Annotated in this window: 15 protein-coding genes; 12 read left to right on the top strand and 3 right to left on the bottom strand. The window is 65.7% G+C overall.

Features of this window, described 5'->3' with window-relative positions; translation table 11 throughout:
• Positions 1–85 precede the first annotated feature (85 nt).
• On the bottom strand, positions 86–1,903 hold the full coding sequence (gene typA, locus TBU01S_RS14220) for a translational GTPase TypA (protein WP_068637285.1): 1,818 nt from the start codon (positions 1,901–1,903) through the stop codon (positions 86–88).
• A 115-nt stretch (positions 1,904–2,018) separates the two neighbouring features.
• Between typA and TBU01S_RS14215 the strand changes: the two genes are divergently transcribed.
• Together TBU01S_RS14215 and TBU01S_RS14210 are read left to right on the top strand one after the other, a co-directional pair.
• A complete protein-coding gene (locus TBU01S_RS14215) occupies positions 2,019–2,756 on the top strand; it encodes an S-methyl-5'-thioinosine phosphorylase (RefSeq protein ID WP_068637284.1) in 738 nt (245 codons plus the stop codon).
• A 32-nt stretch (positions 2,757–2,788) separates the two neighbouring features.
• Entirely contained in the window at positions 2,789–3,295 is a 507-nt protein-coding gene (locus tag TBU01S_RS14210; RefSeq protein WP_068637283.1) for a TIGR00645 family protein, read from the top strand.
• 37 nt (positions 3,296–3,332) lie between these two features.
• Here TBU01S_RS14210 and TBU01S_RS14205 read toward each other — a convergent pair whose 3' ends face one another.
• Together TBU01S_RS14205 and map are read right to left on the bottom strand one after the other, a co-directional pair.
• Positions 3,333–5,909 (bottom strand): [protein-PII] uridylyltransferase, encoded by a 2,577-nt coding sequence (locus tag TBU01S_RS14205; protein WP_068637282.1) that lies wholly within the window; start codon positions 5,907–5,909, stop codon positions 3,333–3,335.
• Between the two features lie 30 nt (positions 5,910–5,939).
• The gene (map, locus tag TBU01S_RS14200; RefSeq protein ID WP_068637281.1) at positions 5,940–6,761 is read right to left on the bottom strand and encodes a type I methionyl aminopeptidase; all 822 of its coding nucleotides are present in this window, start codon (positions 6,759–6,761) and stop codon (positions 5,940–5,942) included.
• Positions 6,762–7,058: 297 nt separating this feature from the next.
• Between map and rpsB the strand changes: the two genes are divergently transcribed.
• The 10 genes from rpsB to TBU01S_RS14150 all read left to right on the top strand — a co-directional run bounded on the left by rpsB (position 7,059) and on the right by TBU01S_RS14150 (position 17,275).
• Positions 7,059–7,814, top strand: coding sequence for a 30S ribosomal protein S2 (gene rpsB / locus TBU01S_RS14195; protein WP_068637280.1), 756 nt, complete (start codon positions 7,059–7,061; stop codon positions 7,812–7,814).
• A gap of 106 nt (positions 7,815–7,920) precedes the next feature.
• On the top strand, positions 7,921–8,826 hold the full coding sequence (gene tsf, locus TBU01S_RS14190) for a translation elongation factor Ts (protein WP_068637279.1): 906 nt from the start codon (positions 7,921–7,923) through the stop codon (positions 8,824–8,826).
• Positions 8,827–8,836: 10 nt separating this feature from the next.
• The gene (pyrH, locus tag TBU01S_RS14185; RefSeq protein WP_068637278.1) at positions 8,837–9,550 is read left to right on the top strand and encodes a UMP kinase; all 714 of its coding nucleotides are present in this window, start codon (positions 8,837–8,839) and stop codon (positions 9,548–9,550) included.
• Between the two features lie 20 nt (positions 9,551–9,570).
• The gene (gene frr, locus TBU01S_RS14180; RefSeq protein WP_068637315.1) at positions 9,571–10,128 is read left to right on the top strand and encodes a ribosome recycling factor; all 558 of its coding nucleotides are present in this window, start codon (positions 9,571–9,573) and stop codon (positions 10,126–10,128) included.
• A 46-nt stretch (positions 10,129–10,174) separates the two neighbouring features.
• The gene (gene uppS, locus TBU01S_RS14175; RefSeq protein WP_068637277.1) at positions 10,175–10,963 is read left to right on the top strand and encodes a polyprenyl diphosphate synthase; all 789 of its coding nucleotides are present in this window, start codon (positions 10,175–10,177) and stop codon (positions 10,961–10,963) included.
• Positions 10,956–11,780 carry a phosphatidate cytidylyltransferase gene (locus TBU01S_RS14170; protein WP_068637276.1) on the top strand — a complete coding sequence of 275 codons (825 nt, stop codon included), beginning with the start codon at positions 10,956–10,958 and terminating at the stop codon, positions 11,778–11,780. The genes uppS and TBU01S_RS14170 overlap by 8 nt, the downstream gene beginning before the upstream one ends.
• A 38-nt stretch (positions 11,781–11,818) precedes the next feature.
• Complete coding sequence (ispC, locus tag TBU01S_RS14165; protein WP_068637275.1) at positions 11,819–13,021, top strand: 1-deoxy-D-xylulose-5-phosphate reductoisomerase; 1,203 nt, start codon at positions 11,819–11,821, stop codon at positions 13,019–13,021.
• Positions 13,018–14,382: an RIP metalloprotease RseP gene (gene rseP / locus TBU01S_RS14160; RefSeq protein WP_068637274.1), complete on the top strand. Its 1,365-nt coding sequence runs from the start codon at positions 13,018–13,020 to the stop codon at positions 14,380–14,382. Before ispC ends, rseP begins: the two co-directional genes overlap by 4 nt.
• Before the next feature lie 8 nt (positions 14,383–14,390).
• The gene (gene bamA / locus TBU01S_RS14155) at positions 14,391–16,739 is read left to right on the top strand and encodes an outer membrane protein assembly factor BamA (RefSeq protein WP_068637273.1); all 2,349 of its coding nucleotides are present in this window, start codon (positions 14,391–14,393) and stop codon (positions 16,737–16,739) included.
• A 35-nt stretch (positions 16,740–16,774) separates the two neighbouring features.
• Complete coding sequence (locus TBU01S_RS14150; RefSeq protein WP_068637272.1) at positions 16,775–17,275, top strand: OmpH/Skp family outer membrane protein; 501 nt, start codon at positions 16,775–16,777, stop codon at positions 17,273–17,275.
• The last annotated feature ends 13 nt before the right edge of the window (positions 17,276–17,288 follow it).

The following is a 17,288-nucleotide window of genomic DNA, read 5'->3' as shown; positions in this document are numbered from 1 at the left end:
CAGGATCGTCGTAGTTCATGCCGCAAAAGGAAAACGCCCTTCACGGCGATCGGGAAGGGCGTTCATGCGTGGCGGCAGCGGCGGCTCAGACGTCGGCGGCTTTCGCTGCGCGCTTGCGCTCGTGCTCCTGCAGGTGGCGCTTGCGCAGGCGGATCGACTTCGGCGTGATCTCGACCAGTTCGTCGTCGGCGATGAACTCGATCGCCGATTCGAGCGTGAGCTGGATCGGCGGCGTCAGGTTGACCGCCTCGTCCTTGCCCGAGGCGCGCACGTTGGTGAGCTGCTTGCCCTTGATCGGGTTGACGACGAGGTCGTTGTCGCGCGAATGCACGCCGATGATCATGCCTTCGTACAGCGCGTCGCCCGGGCTGACGAACATGCGGCCGCGGTCCTGCAGGTTCCACAGCGCATAGGCCACGGCGTCGCCGTTGTTCTGCGAGATCAGCACGCCGTTGCGGCGTTCGGCCATCTGGCCGGCCATCGGGCCGTAGTCGTCGAAGACGTGGCTGGCCAGGCCGGTGCCGCGGGTCAGGGTCAGGAACTCGCCCTGGAAGCCGATCAGGCCGCGGGCCGGGATGCGGTATTCGAGGCGCACGCGGCCCTTGCCGTCCGGCTGCATGTCCTGCAGCTCGCCACGGCGGCGGCCGAGTTCTTCCATGACGCCGCCCTGGTGCTCTTCCTCGACGTCGACGGTCAGCAGCTCGTAGGGCTCGCACTTCTGGCCGTCGATTTCCTTGAACACCACGCGCGGGCGGCCGACGGCCATCTCGTAGCCTTCGCGGCGCATGTTTTCGAGCAGGATGGTCAGGTGCAGTTCGCCGCGGCCCGACACTTCGAAGACGTCGGCGTCCTGGGTGTAGTTGACGCGCAGCGCGACGTTCTTCAGCAGTTCCTTTTCCAGACGTTCGCGGATCTGGCGGCTGGTGACGTACTTGCCTTCGCGGCCGGCCAGCGGCGAGGTGTTGACCATGAAGTTCATCGTCAGCGTCGGCTCGTCGACGGCGATCGGCGGCAGCGGGTCGAGCTTGTCGGGGTCGCACAGCGTGACGCCGATGTTGACCTGGTCGATGCCGGCCACCAGCACGATGTCGCCGGCTTCGGCGACCTCGGCGGCCGAGCGCTCCAGGCCCTTGAAGGTCAGCACCTGGCTGACCTTGCCCTTGCCGCGGTTCTCGTCGCCGTACATCACGACCAGTTCCTGGTTCGGGCGGATGCGGCCGCGCTGGATGCGGCCGATGCCGAGCTGGCCCATGTAGGTGGAGTAGTCGAGCGAGCAGATCTGCAGCCGCAGCGGGCCGTCGACGTCGATCTCGGGCGGCGGCACGTACTTGAGGATGGCTTCGAACAGCGGACGCATGTCCTTGCGCTCGTCGTCGAGGCTCTCGACCGCGAAGCCGTTGAGGCCGGAGGCGTAGATGACCGGGAAGTCGAGCTGTTCCTCGGTGGCGCCCAACTTGTCGAACAGGTCGAAGGTGTGGTTGATGACCCAGTCCGGGCGGGCGCCCGGGCGGTCGATCTTGTTGATGACGACGATCGGCTTCAGCCCCAGCGCCAGTGCCTTGCGGGTGACGAAGCGGGTCTGCGGCATCGGGCCTTCCTGGGCATCGACCAGCAGCAGCACGCTGTCGACCATCGACAGCACGCGCTCGACCTCGCCGCCGAAGTCGGCGTGGCCCGGGGTGTCGACGATGTTGATGTGGGTGTCGCCGTACTGGATCGCACAGTTCTTGGCGAGGATGGTGATGCCGCGTTCCTTCTCGATGTCTCCCGAGTCCATGACGCGTTCGGCGACCTGCTGGTTTTCGCGGAAGGTGCCGGACTGGCGCAGCAATTGGTCGACGAGGGTGGTCTTGCCGTGGTCGACGTGGGCGATGATGGCGATGTTGCGGATGGCGCGGGACATGGAGGCGGGAAGTCTTTGAAAGGGCGAGGATTCTAACATGCGTTGCGGCAGCGCAGCATCCTTTGTCGAAGCTGCGTGCTAAAATCCGCGCCCATTTTTTCAGCGGAGCAAGCGGATGCTCGCGATCATCGGCGGCAGCGGCCTGACCCAGCTTTCCTCCCTCGCCATCGTGCGGCGCGAGGTCGTGCGCACCCCCTACGGCGAGCCGTCCGGCGCGCTGACCTACGGCAGCCTGTGTTCGGAGCCGGTGGTGTTCCTCGCCCGCCACGGCTACGGCCATACGATTCCGCCGCACCGGGTCAATTACCGCGCCAACATCTGGGCGCTGAAGCAGGCGAAAGTCAAGGGCATCATCTCGGTGGCCTCGGTGGGCGGCATCCGTGCCGATCTCGGCCCGGGCACCCTGGTCGTGCCGGACCAGATCATCGACTACACCTGGGGGCGCGACAGCAGCTTCTTCGAAGGCGGCGAGATGCCGGTCAAGCACGTCGATTTCACCCACCCCTACGACGCGGTGCTGCGCCGGCGGCTGCTGGCGGCGACGGCAGCCGCCGGCGAGCGCGCGGTGGACGGCGGCGTCTATGCCGCCACCCAGGGGCCGCGGCTGGAAACGGCGGCGGAAATCGACCGGCTGGAGCGCGACGGCGCCGACGTCGTCGGCATGACCGGCATGCCGGAGGCTGCGCTGGCGCGCGAACTGGAGCTGCCGTATGCGGCGCTCAACGTCGTGGTCAATCACGCCGCGGGGCGCTCGGACAGCGCGCGCGGGATCGTCTTCGACGACATCGAGGCCACGCTGCAGACGGCGATGGCCCGGGTGCGCGCCATCCTCGAAATGATCTGCCAGGTATGAAACGGAAAGCGATGAATCAGGAACCGCAAGACATGAAACGGCTGGAAAACAACTTCGAGCACCTGCTGTTCTCCAGCCGCTGGCTGATGGCGCCGGTCTATTTCGGCCTGGTGCTGGCGATGGTGGTGCTGCTGGTCAAGTTCGGCAAGGAAGTGTGGGGCCTGTTCGCCCACATCATGACCGCGACCGGCGGCGAACTGATCATCGGCGTGCTGTCGCTGGTCGACATCGCGCTGATCATGAACCTGCTGATCATCATCATGTTCAGCGGCTACGAGAACTTCGTCTCCAAGATGGACGACCTGCACAGCCACCAGGATCGCCCGGAGTGGATGGGGCACATCGGTTTCTCCGACCTCAAGATCAAGCTGATCGGCTCGATCGTGGCGATCTCGGGTATCGAGCTGCTGAAGGCCTTCATGAACGTGGACAACCTCAGCGACCGCCATCTGGCCTGGATGGTCGGCATCCACATCACTTTCCTGTGTTCCGGTGTGCTCTACGCGCTGATGGACCGCCTCGGCGGCAAGGCTCACTGAGGGCCAGGCTCTCCGGCCCGGCCCTCGGTGGCGCGCCTCAGACCTGCAGGCGCTGCAGCAGTTCGCGCTCGATGCGCAGCAGCTGGGCGTCCTGGGCAAGCGTGGCGCCGCTGAGCAGGAAAGTATCCTCGACGCGTTCGCCGAGCGTGGCGATCTTCGCCGTGAGCAGGCGGATGCCGTGGTTGGCGAGTATTTCGGCGACGTCGAACAGCAGTCCCGGCCGGTCGGCCGCGGTCAGCGACAGGATGTAGTGCCGGCCCGCCTCGTCGGCGCGGATGCTGACCTGCGGCGTGATCGGGAAGTGCTTGACGTGGCGCGACATGCGGCCGCGCGACGGGCGGTCGAGCGCATCCGGGCGGGCCAGGTAGGCGGTGAGCTCGTGCTCGATCAGCGTGATCACGTCGCGGTAGCGGGCTTCGCCGCCCGGATCCTGCAGGATGAAGCTGTCGAGCGCATGGCCGTGGCGGGTGGTATGCACCTTGGCGTCGAGGATGGTGAAGCCGAGGCGGCTGAAGAAGCCGGTCAGGCGGACGAAGAGCTCCCGCTGGTCGGGGGTGAACACCATCACCTGCACGCCGTCCTCGTCCTCGGTCACCCGTGCCTTGACGACGGGTTCATCGGAGTCCGGGCGAAAGTACAGCACGCGCGTGTGCCAGGCGATCTCCTCGGCCGAATGGCGCATGAAATACACCGCGTCCAGCTCGGACCACAGCCGCTCCTCGACGCCGGGACGCAGGCCGTGATAGCGCAGCAGCCGGCGCGCATCCTCGAGGCGGTCGTCCATGCCCAGCGCCTGCTGCGGGGTGGCGCCGCGCAGCAGGCGCTGGGCGGCGAAGAAGAGATCCTCGAGCAGCCTGCCTTTCCAGCCGTTCCAGACCTTGGGGCCGGTGCCGCGGATGTCGGCATGGGTGAGCAGATAGAGCGCGACGAGGCGGCGTTCGCTGCCGACGATGTCGGTGAAGCGCTGGATCACCTCGGGGTCGGAGATGTCTTCCTTCTGGGCGAAGTGGGACATGATCAGGTGCTGCCCGACCAGCCAGACGACGAGTTCGGTGTCTTCGTCGTCCAGGCCGTGCAGCACGCAGAAGTCACGTGCATCGATCATGCCCAGCCTGGAGTGATCGCCGCCGCGGCCCTTGGCGATGTCGTGGAACAGCGCCGCGATGTAGAGCAGCCAATGGCGGTCGAAGACCTGGATCAGGCGCGTCATCAGCGGATATTCGTGCGCGTGCTCGCCCATCGTGAAGCGCCGGATGTTGCGCAGCACCGTCAGGATGTGCTGGTCGACGGTGTAGGCATGGAACAGGTCGTGCTGCATCTGGCCGACGATCCGCCGCCAGGCCGGCAGGTAGCGCGACAGGATGCCGTATTCGTTCAGGCGCCGGAAGGCGTGCACGATGCCGCGCTTCTGCTGCAGGATCTGCAGAAACAGGGCGTGGTGCGCGGGGTCGGCGCGGAAGGCGGCGTTGATGCGGTTGCGGTTGATCCACAGCGCCCGCAGCGTTCGCGCGGTCATGCCCTTGAGTTCCGAGCGCTGCTGCAGCAGCAGGAAGCATTCCAGCAGTGCCGACGGCTGGCGCTCGAAGATGTCCTCGTGGCGGATGTCGAGCAGTTCGCGCACGGCCTGGAAGCGTGGGTTGATGACAATGGCCGCGCCGCGGCCGGGGAAGATCACCGTGCCGTAGTTCTGCAGCAGGATGGTGTTGAGCTGCGTCACCATCTTGGCATTGACGTAGTAGCGCTGCATCAGCACTTCGGAAGCGCGCCGGTTGGCGCTGGCGCCGATGCCCATGATGCGCGCCAGCTTTTCCTGGTGGTCGAACAGCAGGCGGTCTTCGGCACGCCCGGCCAGGTAGTGAAGGCGGATCCGCAGGTGCTGCAGGAAGCGTTCCACGCTGCGCAGCTCGCTGGCTTCGCTGCCGGTGATCAGGCGGCGACGGGCCAGGTCGCGCCAGTTGCGGCCCAGCCCGGCAGCTTGTGCGATCCAGCCGAGCATCTGCAGGTCGCGCAGCCCGCCGGGACTGTCCTTGCAGTTCGGTTCGAGCGAATAGGGGCTGTCGTCGAAGCGCGCGTAGCGCTGCTCCTGTTCGAGCAGCTTGGCCTTGTAGAAGGTGGGTACGTCCAGCGCGGCGCGATAGCGCTCTTCCAACTCGGTGAACAGCAACGCGTTGCCCGCGAGGAAGCGGGCCTCGAGCAGGCTGGTCTGCACGGTGATGTCGTCGTCCGCGGCTTCGATGCATTCATCCACCGTGCGCGCGGCGTGGCCGATTTCGAGCCCGATGTCCCACAGCGCGCCGACCATCGCGCTCAGCCGGATGCGGGTCTCCACGTCCGCCGTGCCCGGCAGGAGGACCAGCAGATCGACGTCCGAGGCGGGAAACAGCTCGCCGCGCCCGTAGCCGCCGACCGCCACCAGGGCCGCGTTGGCCGGCATGCCGCAAGCCTGCCAGAGGCCGGCGACCTCGGCGTCGACCAGCCGTGTGCGCCCCTCCAGCACCGTCGAGGTGCGCGGATGGGCATCGTACGCGGCGCGCAACGCGGCCGAACCATCGGCCAGCCGCTGCCGGGCTTCCGCGATCAGGGCTTGAAGGCGGGCGTTGAGAGCGTCTTGCATGGTGGCTCGGGCCTTGCGCGAAAAGCGGATTCAGGCGAAACGCGAGGCGACGACGGCCGGCGGGGGCGGGCAGTGCTCGGACAGGGTCAGGACTTCGACGCCGGTCTCGGTGACCAGCACGGTGTGCTCCCACTGCGCCGACAGGCTGCGATCCTTGGTGACGATGGTCCAGCCGTCGGGCAGTTCGGAAATGGCGGCCTTGCCGGCGTTGATCATCGGCTCGACGGTGAAGATCATGCCCGGCAGGAGCTCCGGCCCGGTGCCAGCCTTGCCGTAGTGCAGCACCTGCGGCTCCTCGTGGAACTTGCGGCCGATGCCGTGGCCGCAGAATTCGCGCACCACCGAGTAGCCGTTGCCCTCGGCATGCTTCTGAATCACGGCGCCGATGTCGCCCAGATGGCCGCCCGGCTTCACCGCGGCGATGCCCAGCCACATGCATTCATAGGTGATCTGGGCCAGCCGGCGCGAAGCGATGCTGGCCGCGGCCTCGCCGCCGACCAGGAACATGCGGCTGGTGTCGCCATGGAAGCCGTCCTTGATCACGGTGATGTCGATGTTGAGGCTGTCGCCCTTCTTCAGTGCCTTGTCGCCCGGGATGCCGTGGCAGACCTGGTGGTTGATCGAGGTGCAGATCGACTTGGGGAAAGGCGTGTAGCCCGGCGGGGCGTAGTTCAGCGGTGCCGGAATCGTCTGCTGCACATCGACCATGTAATCGTGGCACAGGCGGTCGAGTTCGCCGGTCGTGACTCCCGGCTTGACGAAGGGGGCGATGTAGTCGAGAACCTCGGCGGCGAGGCGGCAGGCCACGCGCATCTTTTCGATTTCTTCCGGGGTTTTGAGGACGATGCTCATGTCGGTTTCTGTCTGCTGGGGCTGGAAAGGGTCTAAAGGTATCGCAAGCGGGCTGGGGCGGGCAAACACGAGGCACGCGCGCCCTTGAGCAGGGTAACGCTGGCATGCTAAGATTGCAGGCTTGTCTGCATGGGCAGGCAAAAATCCACACGTCCTGTGGAATGGGGTCCGGCGCGCGTACCGAAGGTGCGAAGCCGGCAAGGTGCAAAGGGCGCGTGCGGGCCACGGTGATGGCCGGTGCGCGTGACGGAGCACTCCCGGGGCGGAGGTCCAACCCTTTCAAATCTGGAGTTTCACATGTCAGTCACGATGCGTCAGATGCTCGAAGCGGGCGTCCATTTTGGTCACCAGACCCGTTTCTGGAATCCGCGCATGGCCTCGTACATCTTCGGCCAGCGCAACAAGATCCACATCGTCAACCTCGAGAAGACGATGGTGAAGTACAACGAAGCGATGGACTTCGTGCGCAAGCTGGCCGCCAATCGCGGCAACATCCTGTTCGTCAGCACCAAGCGCCAGGCGCGCGAGATCATCGCCGAGGAAGCCCGCCGTGCCGGCATGCCTTTCGTCGATGAGCGCTGGCTCGGCGGCATGCTGACCAACTTCAAGACCGTCAAGCAGTCGATCAAGCGCCTGAAGGAAGTCGAGGCCATGGTCGAAGACGGTTCCATCGAGCGCCTGTCGAAGCGCGAAGCGCTGACCGTGCGCCGCGAAATGGAGAAGCTGCAGAAGTCGATCGGCGGCATCAAGGACATGGGCGGCCTGCCCGACGCGCTGTTCGTCATCGACGTCGGCTACCACAAGATCGCCATCACCGAAGCCCAGAAGCTGGGCATCCCGGTCGTTGCCGTGGTCGATACCAACCACTCGCCCGAAGGCGTGGATTACGTGATCCCGGGCAACGACGACTCCTCGCGCGCGATCCGCCTGTACGCCCGTGGCGTGGCCGATGCCGTGCTGCAGGGGCGCAGCCAGGTGCTGCAGGAAATCGTCGATGCCGGTGGCGACGAGTTCGTCGAGGTCGAGGAAGAGAACACGCAAGAGCAGGCCTGATCTGCGGCTTGCGAGGGCCTCGAGGGGCCCTTTTTTGTCATCGTGAATACCCGTTCCGCATTGGCTGGGGCCGGTGCGGGCGATAGCCGAAATTCGAGGAGTTAGCATGGCGGAAATCACCGCGAGCATGGTCAAGGAACTGCGCGAGAAGACGGACGCGCCGATGATGGAATGCAAGAAGGCGCTGACCGAAGCGGCCGGCGATATGGGCAAGGCCGAAGAGATCCTGCGCGTCAAGCTCGGCAACAAGGCCAGCAAGGCGGCGACCCGCGTGGCGGCCGAAGGCGTGGTCGGCATCGAGATCTCCGCCGACGGCAAGCTGGGTGCCATCATCGAAGTCAACTGCGAAACCGACTTCGTCGCCAAGAACGACGATTTCCTGGCGCTGGTGCAGAACTGCGCCAAGCTGGTCGCCGACAAGAACCCGGCCGACGTTGCTGCGCTGTCGGCGCTGCCGCTGGCCGACGGCACGGTCGAATCCGTTCGCACCGCGCTGGTCGGCAAGATCGGCGAGAACATGTCGATCCGCCGCTTTGCCCGCGTCGAGGCCAAGGGCCAGCTGTTCAGCTACATCCACGGCGGCGCCAAGATCGGCGTGCTGCTGGATCTGGTCGGTGGCGACGAGCAACTGGGCCGCGACATCGCGATGCACATCGCCGCGTCCAAGCCGAAGGCGCTGGATGCTTCGGGCGTCGCGCAGGAACTGATCGATGCCGAGCGCCGCATCGCCATCGAAAAGGCGCGTGCCGACAACAAGCCGGAGGCGATGCTGGAGAAGATCGCCGACGGTACGGTGCAGAAGTTCCTGAAGGAAGTCACGCTGCTGGCCCAGGTCTTCGTCAAGGCCGAGGACGGCAAGCAGACCATCGAACAGCTGCTGAAGGCCAGGGGCGCTTCGGTCGCCGGCTTCATGCTGTACATCGTCGGCGAAGGCATCGAGAAGAAAGTGACCGATTTCGCCGCCGAAGTGGCCGAGCAGCAGGCTGCTGCAGCTGCTGCCGCCAAGCAGTAAGGAGAAGCACATGTCCGCCGCCTACAAGCGCATCCTGCTGAAACTGTCCGGCGAAGCCCTGATGGGGGACGACGCCTATGGCATCAACGAGGACGTGGTGACCCGCATCGTCTCCGAGATCGCCGAGATCTCGCGCCTGGGCGTCCAGGTGGGTGTGGTGATCGGCGGCGGCAACATCTTCCGTGGCATGAAGGGTGCGGCATCCGGCATGGACCGCGCCACTGCCGACTACATGGGCATGCTGGCCACGGTGATGAACGCGATGGCGCTCGCCGACGCCATGCGCCGCATGGACGTCGAGGCGCGCGTGCAGTCGGCGCTGCGCATCGACCAGGTCGTCGAACCCTACATCCGCGGGCGTGCGATCCGCCATCTGGAAGAGGGGCGCGTGGTGATCTTCGCCGCCGGTACCGGCAACCCCTTCTTCACCACCGACACCGCGGCGGCGCTGCGCGGTTCCGAGATCGGTGCCCAGATCGTGCTGAAGGCGACCAAGGTGGATGGCGTCTATACCGCCGATCCGAAGAAGGATCCGGATGCCCAGCGCTACCATCGCATCAGCTTCGACGAGGCGATCGGCCGCAACCTGGCGGTGCTCGATGCGACCGCGTTCGCGCTGTGCCGCGACCAGAAGCTGCCCATCAACGTGTTTTCGATCTTCAAGCCGGGTGCGCTCAGGCGCGTCGTCATGGGCGAGGACGAAGGCACGCTGGTTCATTCCTGACGCCCTTGGAGAGTGCGCTGATGATTTCCGAACTGAAGAAGACCGCTGAACAGAAGATGCAGAAATCGGTCGAGGCGCTCAAGACCGATCTGGCCAAGATCCGTACCGGCCGCGCCCACGTCGGCCTGCTCGACCACGTCATGGTCGAGTACTACGGTTCGATGGTGCCGGTGAACCAGGTGGCCAACATCACCCTGATCGATGCCCGCACGATCGGCGTGCAGACCTGGGAAAAACCGATGCTGCCCAAGGTCGAACGCGCCATCCGCGACAGCGACCTCGGCCTGAACCCGGCGAACATGGGCGAGATGCTGCGCGTACCGATGCCCGCGTTGACCGAAGAGCGCCGCCGCGACCTGACCAAGATCGTCAGGCAGGAAGGCGAGGGCGCCAAGATCGCGATCCGCAACCTGCGCCGCGACGCCAATCAGCAGCTCAAGGATGCGGTCAAGGACAAGGAAATCTCCGAGGACGACGAGCGCCGTGCCGAGGAGGACGTCCAGAAGCTGACCGACAAGTACGTTGCCGAGGTCGACAAGCTGCTTGCCGCAAAAGAACAGGAACTGATGCAGATCTGATCCGCCGGATCGGCTCTTCCCTCATGGGCAGGACAGGAGGCGGACAATGACGGACGGACGATTCGCGAGCTCCACGCGGGACATTCCCGAGGTGCCTGCGGTGCCGCGGCACATCGCGATCATCATGGACGGCAACGGGCGCTGGGCGCGCAAGCGTTTCATGCCGCGTGTCGCCGGGCATGCCCGGGGGCTCGAAGCCGTGCGCACGGTGGTCAAGGCCTGCGTCGAGCGCGGGGTCGAATACCTGACCCTGTTCGCCTTCAGTTCCGAGAACTGGCGCCGGCCGGCGGACGAAGTCTCCTTCCTGATGCAGCTCTTCATGCGTGCGCTGCACAAGGAAGTGGCGCGCCTCGACCACAACGGCATTCGCCTGCGGGTCATCGGCGACATGTCCCGCTTCGATCCGGAGCTGGTGCGGGTCATCCGCGAATCCGAGGAGAAGACCGCCGGCAATACCAGGCTCACTCTGTGCGTGGCGGCGAACTATGGTGGCCGCTGGGATATCGCCAATGCGGTATCGCAACTGATGCGCACGCATCCCGAACGCCGTGACGGCTTCAGCGAGGAAGAGCTGACGGGCGCCTTGTCGATGAGTTTCGCACCGGAGCCCGATCTCTTCATCCGCACCGGCGGGGAGAAGCGCATCAGCAATTTCATGCTCTGGCAGCTCGCCTATACCGAACTGTATTTCACCGACGCGCTGTGGCCGGATTTCGATGCGGCTGCGCTCGACGAGGCCATTGCTTCCTACCAGGGGCGCGAACGCCGTTTCGGCCGGACCAGCGAGCAACTCGTCGCCCGTGGCCTTCCGCAGAGCGAGAGACCTCATGCTTAAGGCGCGAATCATCACCGCGATCGCGCTGCTCGTCGGCCTGCTCGCGGCCGTCTTCCTCCTTCCGCCGGCGGGCTGGCTGGTGTTCTGCGCGCTGCTGTGCAGCGCTGCGACCTGGGAGTGGGGGGCGCTGGCCGGGTTCGCGCGGACGCTGCGGGTCGCGACGGCGCTGGCCTTCGGCGCGATCTGCCTGTTGTTCGGCCATCTGGCCGGCCTGAGCTCGCCTTTCCCGACCGGATACGAGCTTGGGCTGACGCCGCTCTACGTCATCAGCGCGGCGTTCTGGCTGGTGCTGGCGCCGCTGTGGCTGGTGCGCAAATGGCCTTTGTCGGACTCCGTGCTGGCCGCGCTGACCGGTTTCGTCGTGCTGGTGCCCACGGCGCTCGCGCTCGCCCAACTGAGGGCGATCGGCCCCTGGACCCTGCTGGCGGCGATGGCGGTGGTGTGGGTCGCGGACATCGCGGCCTACTTCTCCGGCCGCGCTTTCGGGCGGCACAAGCTCGCACCGTCGATCAGCCCGGGCAAGACCTGGGAAGGTGCGGCGGGTGCGGTCCTTGCCGTGCTGTGCTTCGGTTTCATCGTGCTGGCATCGCAGCGGGCCGGCTTTCCCGGCGGCGTGACTGCCACCGTGACCGGCCTGGTGCTGTGGACGGCGGTCAGCATCGTCGGCGACCTGTACGAATCGCTGCTCAAGCGCCAGGCCGGCCTGAAGGACAGCGGCAGCATTCTCCCCGGCCATGGCGGCATCCTCGATCGCATCGACAGCCTCACCTCGACGCTGCCGATGGTCGCCCTCGGCGCCGTGCTGCTCGCGCGCTGAGCGGCCAGGCACCACTCCGTCCCATTCCAGATCACACCATGTCCCAACACGCCGTCCAGCGCATCACCGTCCTGGGTGCGACCGGTTCCATCGGCCAGAGCACGCTCGACGTCGTTGCCCGCCACCCGGATCGATTCTCGGTCTTCGCTCTGAGCGCGCACCGCCAGGACGACAAGCTGTTCGAACAGGTGCTGCGCTTTGCGCCGCAATTCGCCGTGCTGGTCGATGGCGAGGCCGCGGCGCGCCTGCGGACCGCGCTGCGTGCGGCGGGCAGCCGCACCGAGGTGCTGTGCGGCAGCGAAGCGCTGGTCGACATCGCCGCAGCGGCCGAAGCCGACATGGTCATGGCGGCGATCGTCGGCGCCGCCGGGCTGCGTCCTGCGCTTGCCGCTGCGCGTGCGGGCAAGAAGGTGCTGCTGGCCAACAAGGAGGCGCTGGTGCTGTCCGGGCGGCTGTTCATGGATGCGGTGGCCGGGAGCGGTGCCGTCCTGCTGCCGATCGACAGCGAGCATAACGCCGTTTTCCAGGCCTTGCCCGCCAGCTATGCGCGCGACCCGCAACGCTCCGGCGTACGCAGGGTGCTGCTGACCGCCTCGGGTGGGCCTTTCCGGGCAAGCCCGCTGGAGACGCTGGCCGGCGTCACCCCCGAGCAGGCCTGTGCCCATCCCAACTGGGTGATGGGGCGCAAGATTTCGGTGGATTCGGCAACGATGATGAACAAGGGCCTCGAAGTCATCGAGGCGCACTGGCTGTTCGGCGCGTCTGCCGACATCATCGAGGTCGTCGTCCACCGCCAGAGCGTGATCCATTCGATGGTGGAGTACATCGACGGTTCGGTGATCGCCCAACTGGGCAACCCCGACATGCGCACGCCGATCGCCCATGCCATGGCCTGGCCCGAGCGTATCGATGCCGGCGTGCGTGCACTCGATCTGTTCGAAGTGGCCCGGCTCGATTTCGAGCGCCCGGATCTGGCCCGCTTCCCCTGTCTGGCGCTGGCATTCGAGGCGCTGCGGGCCGGCGGCGCCGCGCCGGCGATGCTCAATGCCGCCAACGAGGAAGCGGTCGATGCTTTCCTCGGCCACCGCATCGGTTTTCTCGACATCGCCCGCGTCATCGAGCCCTGCCTGGAACGCGCCGGCGACTTCGCTGTCGATTCGCTGGATGCCGTGCTGGCTGCCGACGCGCAGGCGAGGGAGCGGGCACGGCTGGAAATTCACAAGCTTGCGGCAGCCAGATGAACCTGTTCGATTACCTTTTGCCTTTTGCGCTCGCGCTGGGCCTGCTGATCCTGGTGCACGAACTGGGCCACTACCTCGTCGCCCGCTGGTGCGGCGTCAAGGTGCTGCGCTTCTCGATCGGTTTCGGCAAGCCGCTGCTGTCGCGCAAGGCCGGTCGCGACGGCACCGAATGGGCGCTCGCGGCCTTTCCGCTGGGCGGCTACGTCAAGATGCTCGACGAACGCGAAGGCCCTGTCGCGCCGGAGGAGCTGCACCGGGCCTTCAATCGCCAGAGCGTCTGGCGCCGCTTCGCGATCGTCGCCGCCGGACCGCTGGCGAATCTGCTGCTGGCGGTGGCGCTGTATTGGGGATTGTTCGTCACCGGCAGCAACGAGCTGCAGCCGCGCCTGGCCTTGTCGGACACGCCGGCCATCGCCCAGGCTGCCGGCGTGCAGGACGGCGACCTCGTGCTCGCGGTGGACGACGAAGCCGTCCGCTCGTGGCAGGACTTGCGCTGGGTTCTGCTGCGCCATGCACTCGACAGCCGCGAGGTCTTGCTCCATGTGCGTACGCTGGACGACAGGGAAGCCGTCCGCAGGCTGGATCTCAGAGGCGTCCCGATCGACGACGGCCAGCAGGATCTGATCGTTCGCCTCGGCCTGCAGCCTTGGCGTCCGCTGATTCCCGCGGTCATCGGGCGGGTTGCCGAGGACGGTGCAGCGGCGGGTGCCGGCATGCGAAGCGGCGACGAAGTCCTCGCCATCGATGGCGAGCCGATCGCTTCCTGGGGCGAGCTGGTCGCCAAGGTGAGGGACGCGGCCGGGCGCAGCCTGCGCTTCGACGTGCAGCGTGACGGCGGGCGATTCGTGCTGGACATCGTGCCGGACGAACTGGTCGAGGGCGGAGCGCGCATCGGGCGGATCGGCGTAGGCGTGGCCGAGCCCCTGCAGGGCGGGCTGTCGATGTTTGCCGAAGTGCGCTACGGGATTGGTGAAGGGCTGGTCAAGGCGGTGCACCAGACCTGGGAAACCAGCGTGCTGAGCCTGAAGATGATCGGCCGCATGTTCACCGGCGAAGTGTCCTGGAAGAACCTTTCCGGTCCGGTCACGATCGCCGACTACGCGGGCCAGACCGCACAGCTCGGACTCGACCACTACCTCAAGTTCGTGGCGCTGATCAGCATCAGCCTCGGGGTGCTGAACCTGCTGCCGATCCCGGTGCTTGATGGCGGACACTTGTTGTACTATACGGTCGAAATCATCAAGGGCGGTCCGATTCCGGAACGCATCATGGAGATCGGTCAGCAGATCGGTCTCGTTCTCCTGGCGATGCTCATGGCCTTCGCCTTCTACAACGACATCAACCGACTCATTTCCGGCTGAACTCCTGCATGAATCGCAAGCTCCTGCCCGGGCTCATCATGGCCCTATTCGCCGCTGCGCCGGCGTTCGCATTCGAACCTTTCGTGGTCAAGGACATCCGGGTCGAGGGCATCCAGCGTACCGAAGCCGGTACGGTCTTCAATTACCTGCCCGTGCGCGTCGGTGAGCGCTTCGACGAGGCCCAGGCCGCCGAAGCCATCCGCGCACTGTTCGCCACCGGCTTCTTCAGCGACGTCCGCATCGAGACCGAAGGCGACGTCATCGTCGTCGCCGTCGATGAGCGCCCGGCGATCGCGCAGATCGATTTCGTCGGCGTCAAGGAATTCGACAAGGATGCGCTGAAAGCCGGCCTGCGCGAAGTGGGGCTGGCCGAGTCGCGCATCTTCGACCGTTCGCTGCTCGAACGCGCGGAACAGGAACTGAAGCGCCAGTACCTGTCGCGCGGCAAGTATTCGGCCCAGGTCACGACCACGGTGACCCCGCTCGAACGCAACCGCGTCGGCATCAACTTCAGCGTGGACGAAGGCGACGTCGCCAAGATCCGCCAGATCAGCATCATCGGCACCCAGGCTTTCGACGAGGACGACCTGCTCGAGCAGATGCAGCTGACCACGCCGGGCTGGCTGACCTGGTACACCAAGAACGACCAGTATTCGCGCCAGAAGCTGTCGGCCGACCTCGAGACCCTGCGCTCCTTCTACCTGAACCAGGGCTATCTCGACTTCAACATCGATTCCACCCAGGTGTCGATCACGCCCGACAAGAAGGACATTTACATCACGGTGAACATCACCGAGGGCGAGCAGTACAAGGTGACCGGCGTGCGCTACACCGGCGATCTCGTCATTCCCGAAGCCGAATACCTTGCGCTGACCACGCTGAAGCCGGGCGAGACCTTCTCGCGCGAGCGCCTCACCGAAACAACCAAGGCGATCACCGACCGGCTGGGCAACGAAGGCTATGCCTTCGCCAACGTCAATGCCGCACCCGAGGTCGACAAGGAGAAGCGCGAAGTCGCGTTCACGATCTTCGTCGACCCGGGCCGCCGCGTGTACGTGCGCCGTATCAACGTCGGCGGCAACACCAAGACGCGCGACGAAGTGATTCGCCGCGAGATGCGCCAGATGGAAGGTGGCTGGTACGACGCCGCGGCGATCAACCGCTCGAAGACGCGCATCGACCGGCTCGGCTACTTCGACGAGGTCAACGTCGAGACGCCGCCGGTACCGGGCACGACCGACCAGGTGGACGTCAATTTCGCGGTCAAGGAACGCCCGACCGGCAACCTGATGCTGGGGGCGGGTTTCTCCAGCTCCGAAAGCATCGTGCTGTCGGCCTCGATTTCGCAGCAGAACCTGTTCGGCAGCGGCAACGCGCTGAGCCTGGGTCTGAACACCAGCAAGTCGAGCCGCACGCTGTCGCTGTCCTTCACCAACCCGTATTACACCGTGGATGGCGTCAGCCTCGGCTGGGATCTGTACCACCGTACCTACGATCCGACCGATTACAACACCTTGTCGCCGTACAAGACGGTGTCGACCGGCGCAGGCCTGCGCCTGGGCTGGCCGATCGCCGAGGACGACCAGATCAACTTCGGCCTGACGGCGGACCACACCAAGATCACCACTTATTCGGACAGCCCGCGCCTGTACAAGGACTTCTGCAAGGATTTCGGCTGCAGCGGCTCCGGGGCGGCCGACGGCGTCGGCGAAGTCAGCGTCAGCAGCCTGCTGCTGTCCGTCGGCTGGTCGCGCGACAGCCGCGACAGCTTCATCTATCCGCGCAAGGGTGTGTACCAGCGTGTGTATGGCGAAGTCACCGTGCCGGTGGGCGACCTGCGCTACGGCAAGCTGGGCTACCAGTACCAGCACTGGTTCCCGATCGGGCGCGATTACGCGCTGATGCTCAATGCCGACCTCGGCTATGCCAAGGGTTTCGGTGGCAAGGAAGTGCCTTTCTACAAGAACTACTACGTCGGCGGCATCGGCTCGGTGCGCGGCTTCGATCAGGGCACGCTGGGGCCGAAGTTCAGGGATACCGATGGCGACATCACCTCGACCGGCGGTACCCGCAAGCTGGTGACCAACGCCGAGTTCTTCTTCCCGATGCCGGGTTCGGGCACCGACCGCTCGTTCCGCATCTCCGCCTTCTTCGATGCCGGCTATGTCTGGGGCGAGGATCCCGATACCGGCAAGGAGCAGAAGCTGGGCTTCGACGACCTGCGTTACAGTACCGGCCTTGCGTTCTCGTGGAGCTCCCCGATCGGACCGCTGAAGTTCAGCTTCGGCCACCCGCTCAAGAAAGAGAAGGACGACGAGATCCAGCGTTTCCAATTCCAGCTCGGCAGCGTGTTCTGAGCGCTGCGCCAAACAAGTTTCATTCGGAGGCATAAGTGAAAGTTAGCACCCTGTCCCTGGTGGGCGCCGCACTGATCGGCTTGTCGCAGGCCGCCGTGGCCGACACCAAGATCGGTTTCGTCAACTCCGACCGCGTGATGCGCGAGGCGGCGCCCGCGGTGCGGGCCCAGCAGCGCCTCGAGAAGGAGTTCGAGAAGCGCGACCAGGAACTCCAGCGCATGGCCCGCGACCTGAAGGCCATGCAGGACGAGCTCGAGCGCAATGGCACGACCATGGCCGAGAACGACCGCCGCAACAAGGAGCGGGCGCTGAACGATCTCAACCGCGACTTCCAGCGCAAGCAGCGCGAGTTCCGCGAAGATCTGAACCAGCGCCGCAACGAGGAACTGGCTTCGGTGCTCGACAAGGCCAACCGCTCGGTCAAGGACATCGCCGAGAAGGAAAACTTCGACATCATCTTCCAGGAAGCGGTGTACGCGAACCCGCGCATCGACATCACCGACAAGGTCATCAAGGCCCTGTCCGACGCCAAGTAAGCCTCCCGCCCGC

Source organism: Thauera butanivorans NBRC 103042, assembly GCF_001591165.1.
In the GTDB taxonomy this organism is placed as follows: Bacteria; Pseudomonadota; Gammaproteobacteria; order Burkholderiales; family Rhodocyclaceae; genus Thauera; species Thauera butanivorans.
Note: the sequence above shows the minus strand (reverse complement) of the source record. Positions and strands in the feature narration are given on the sequence as shown.

What these genes read in the sequence shown, in the direction of transcription:
- typA (WP_068637285.1), bottom strand. Translation starts at nt 1,903, where the DNA reads ATGTCCCGCGCCATCCGCAACATCGCCATCATCGCCCACGTCGACCAC.
- TBU01S_RS14215 (WP_068637284.1), top strand. Translation starts at nt 2,019, where the DNA reads ATGCTCGCGATCATCGGCGGCAGCGGCCTGACCCAGCTTTCCTCCCTC.
- TBU01S_RS14210 (WP_068637283.1), top strand. Translation starts at nt 2,789, where the DNA reads ATGAAACGGCTGGAAAACAACTTCGAGCACCTGCTGTTCTCCAGCCGC.
- TBU01S_RS14205 (WP_068637282.1), bottom strand. Translation starts at nt 5,909, where the DNA reads ATGCAAGACGCTCTCAACGCCCGCCTTCAAGCCCTGATCGCGGAAGCC.
- map (WP_068637281.1), bottom strand. Translation starts at nt 6,761, where the DNA reads ATGAGCATCGTCCTCAAAACCCCGGAAGAAATCGAAAAGATGCGCGTG.
- rpsB (WP_068637280.1), top strand. Translation starts at nt 7,059, where the DNA reads ATGTCAGTCACGATGCGTCAGATGCTCGAAGCGGGCGTCCATTTTGGT.
- tsf (WP_068637279.1), top strand. Translation starts at nt 7,921, where the DNA reads ATGGCGGAAATCACCGCGAGCATGGTCAAGGAACTGCGCGAGAAGACG.
- pyrH (WP_068637278.1), top strand. Translation starts at nt 8,837, where the DNA reads ATGTCCGCCGCCTACAAGCGCATCCTGCTGAAACTGTCCGGCGAAGCC.
- frr (WP_068637315.1), top strand. Translation starts at nt 9,571, where the DNA reads ATGATTTCCGAACTGAAGAAGACCGCTGAACAGAAGATGCAGAAATCG.
- uppS (WP_068637277.1), top strand. Translation starts at nt 10,175, where the DNA reads ATGACGGACGGACGATTCGCGAGCTCCACGCGGGACATTCCCGAGGTG.
- TBU01S_RS14170 (WP_068637276.1), top strand. Translation starts at nt 10,956, where the DNA reads ATGCTTAAGGCGCGAATCATCACCGCGATCGCGCTGCTCGTCGGCCTG.
- ispC (WP_068637275.1), top strand. Translation starts at nt 11,819, where the DNA reads ATGTCCCAACACGCCGTCCAGCGCATCACCGTCCTGGGTGCGACCGGT.
- rseP (WP_068637274.1), top strand. Translation starts at nt 13,018, where the DNA reads ATGAACCTGTTCGATTACCTTTTGCCTTTTGCGCTCGCGCTGGGCCTG.
- bamA (WP_068637273.1), top strand. Translation starts at nt 14,391, where the DNA reads ATGAATCGCAAGCTCCTGCCCGGGCTCATCATGGCCCTATTCGCCGCT.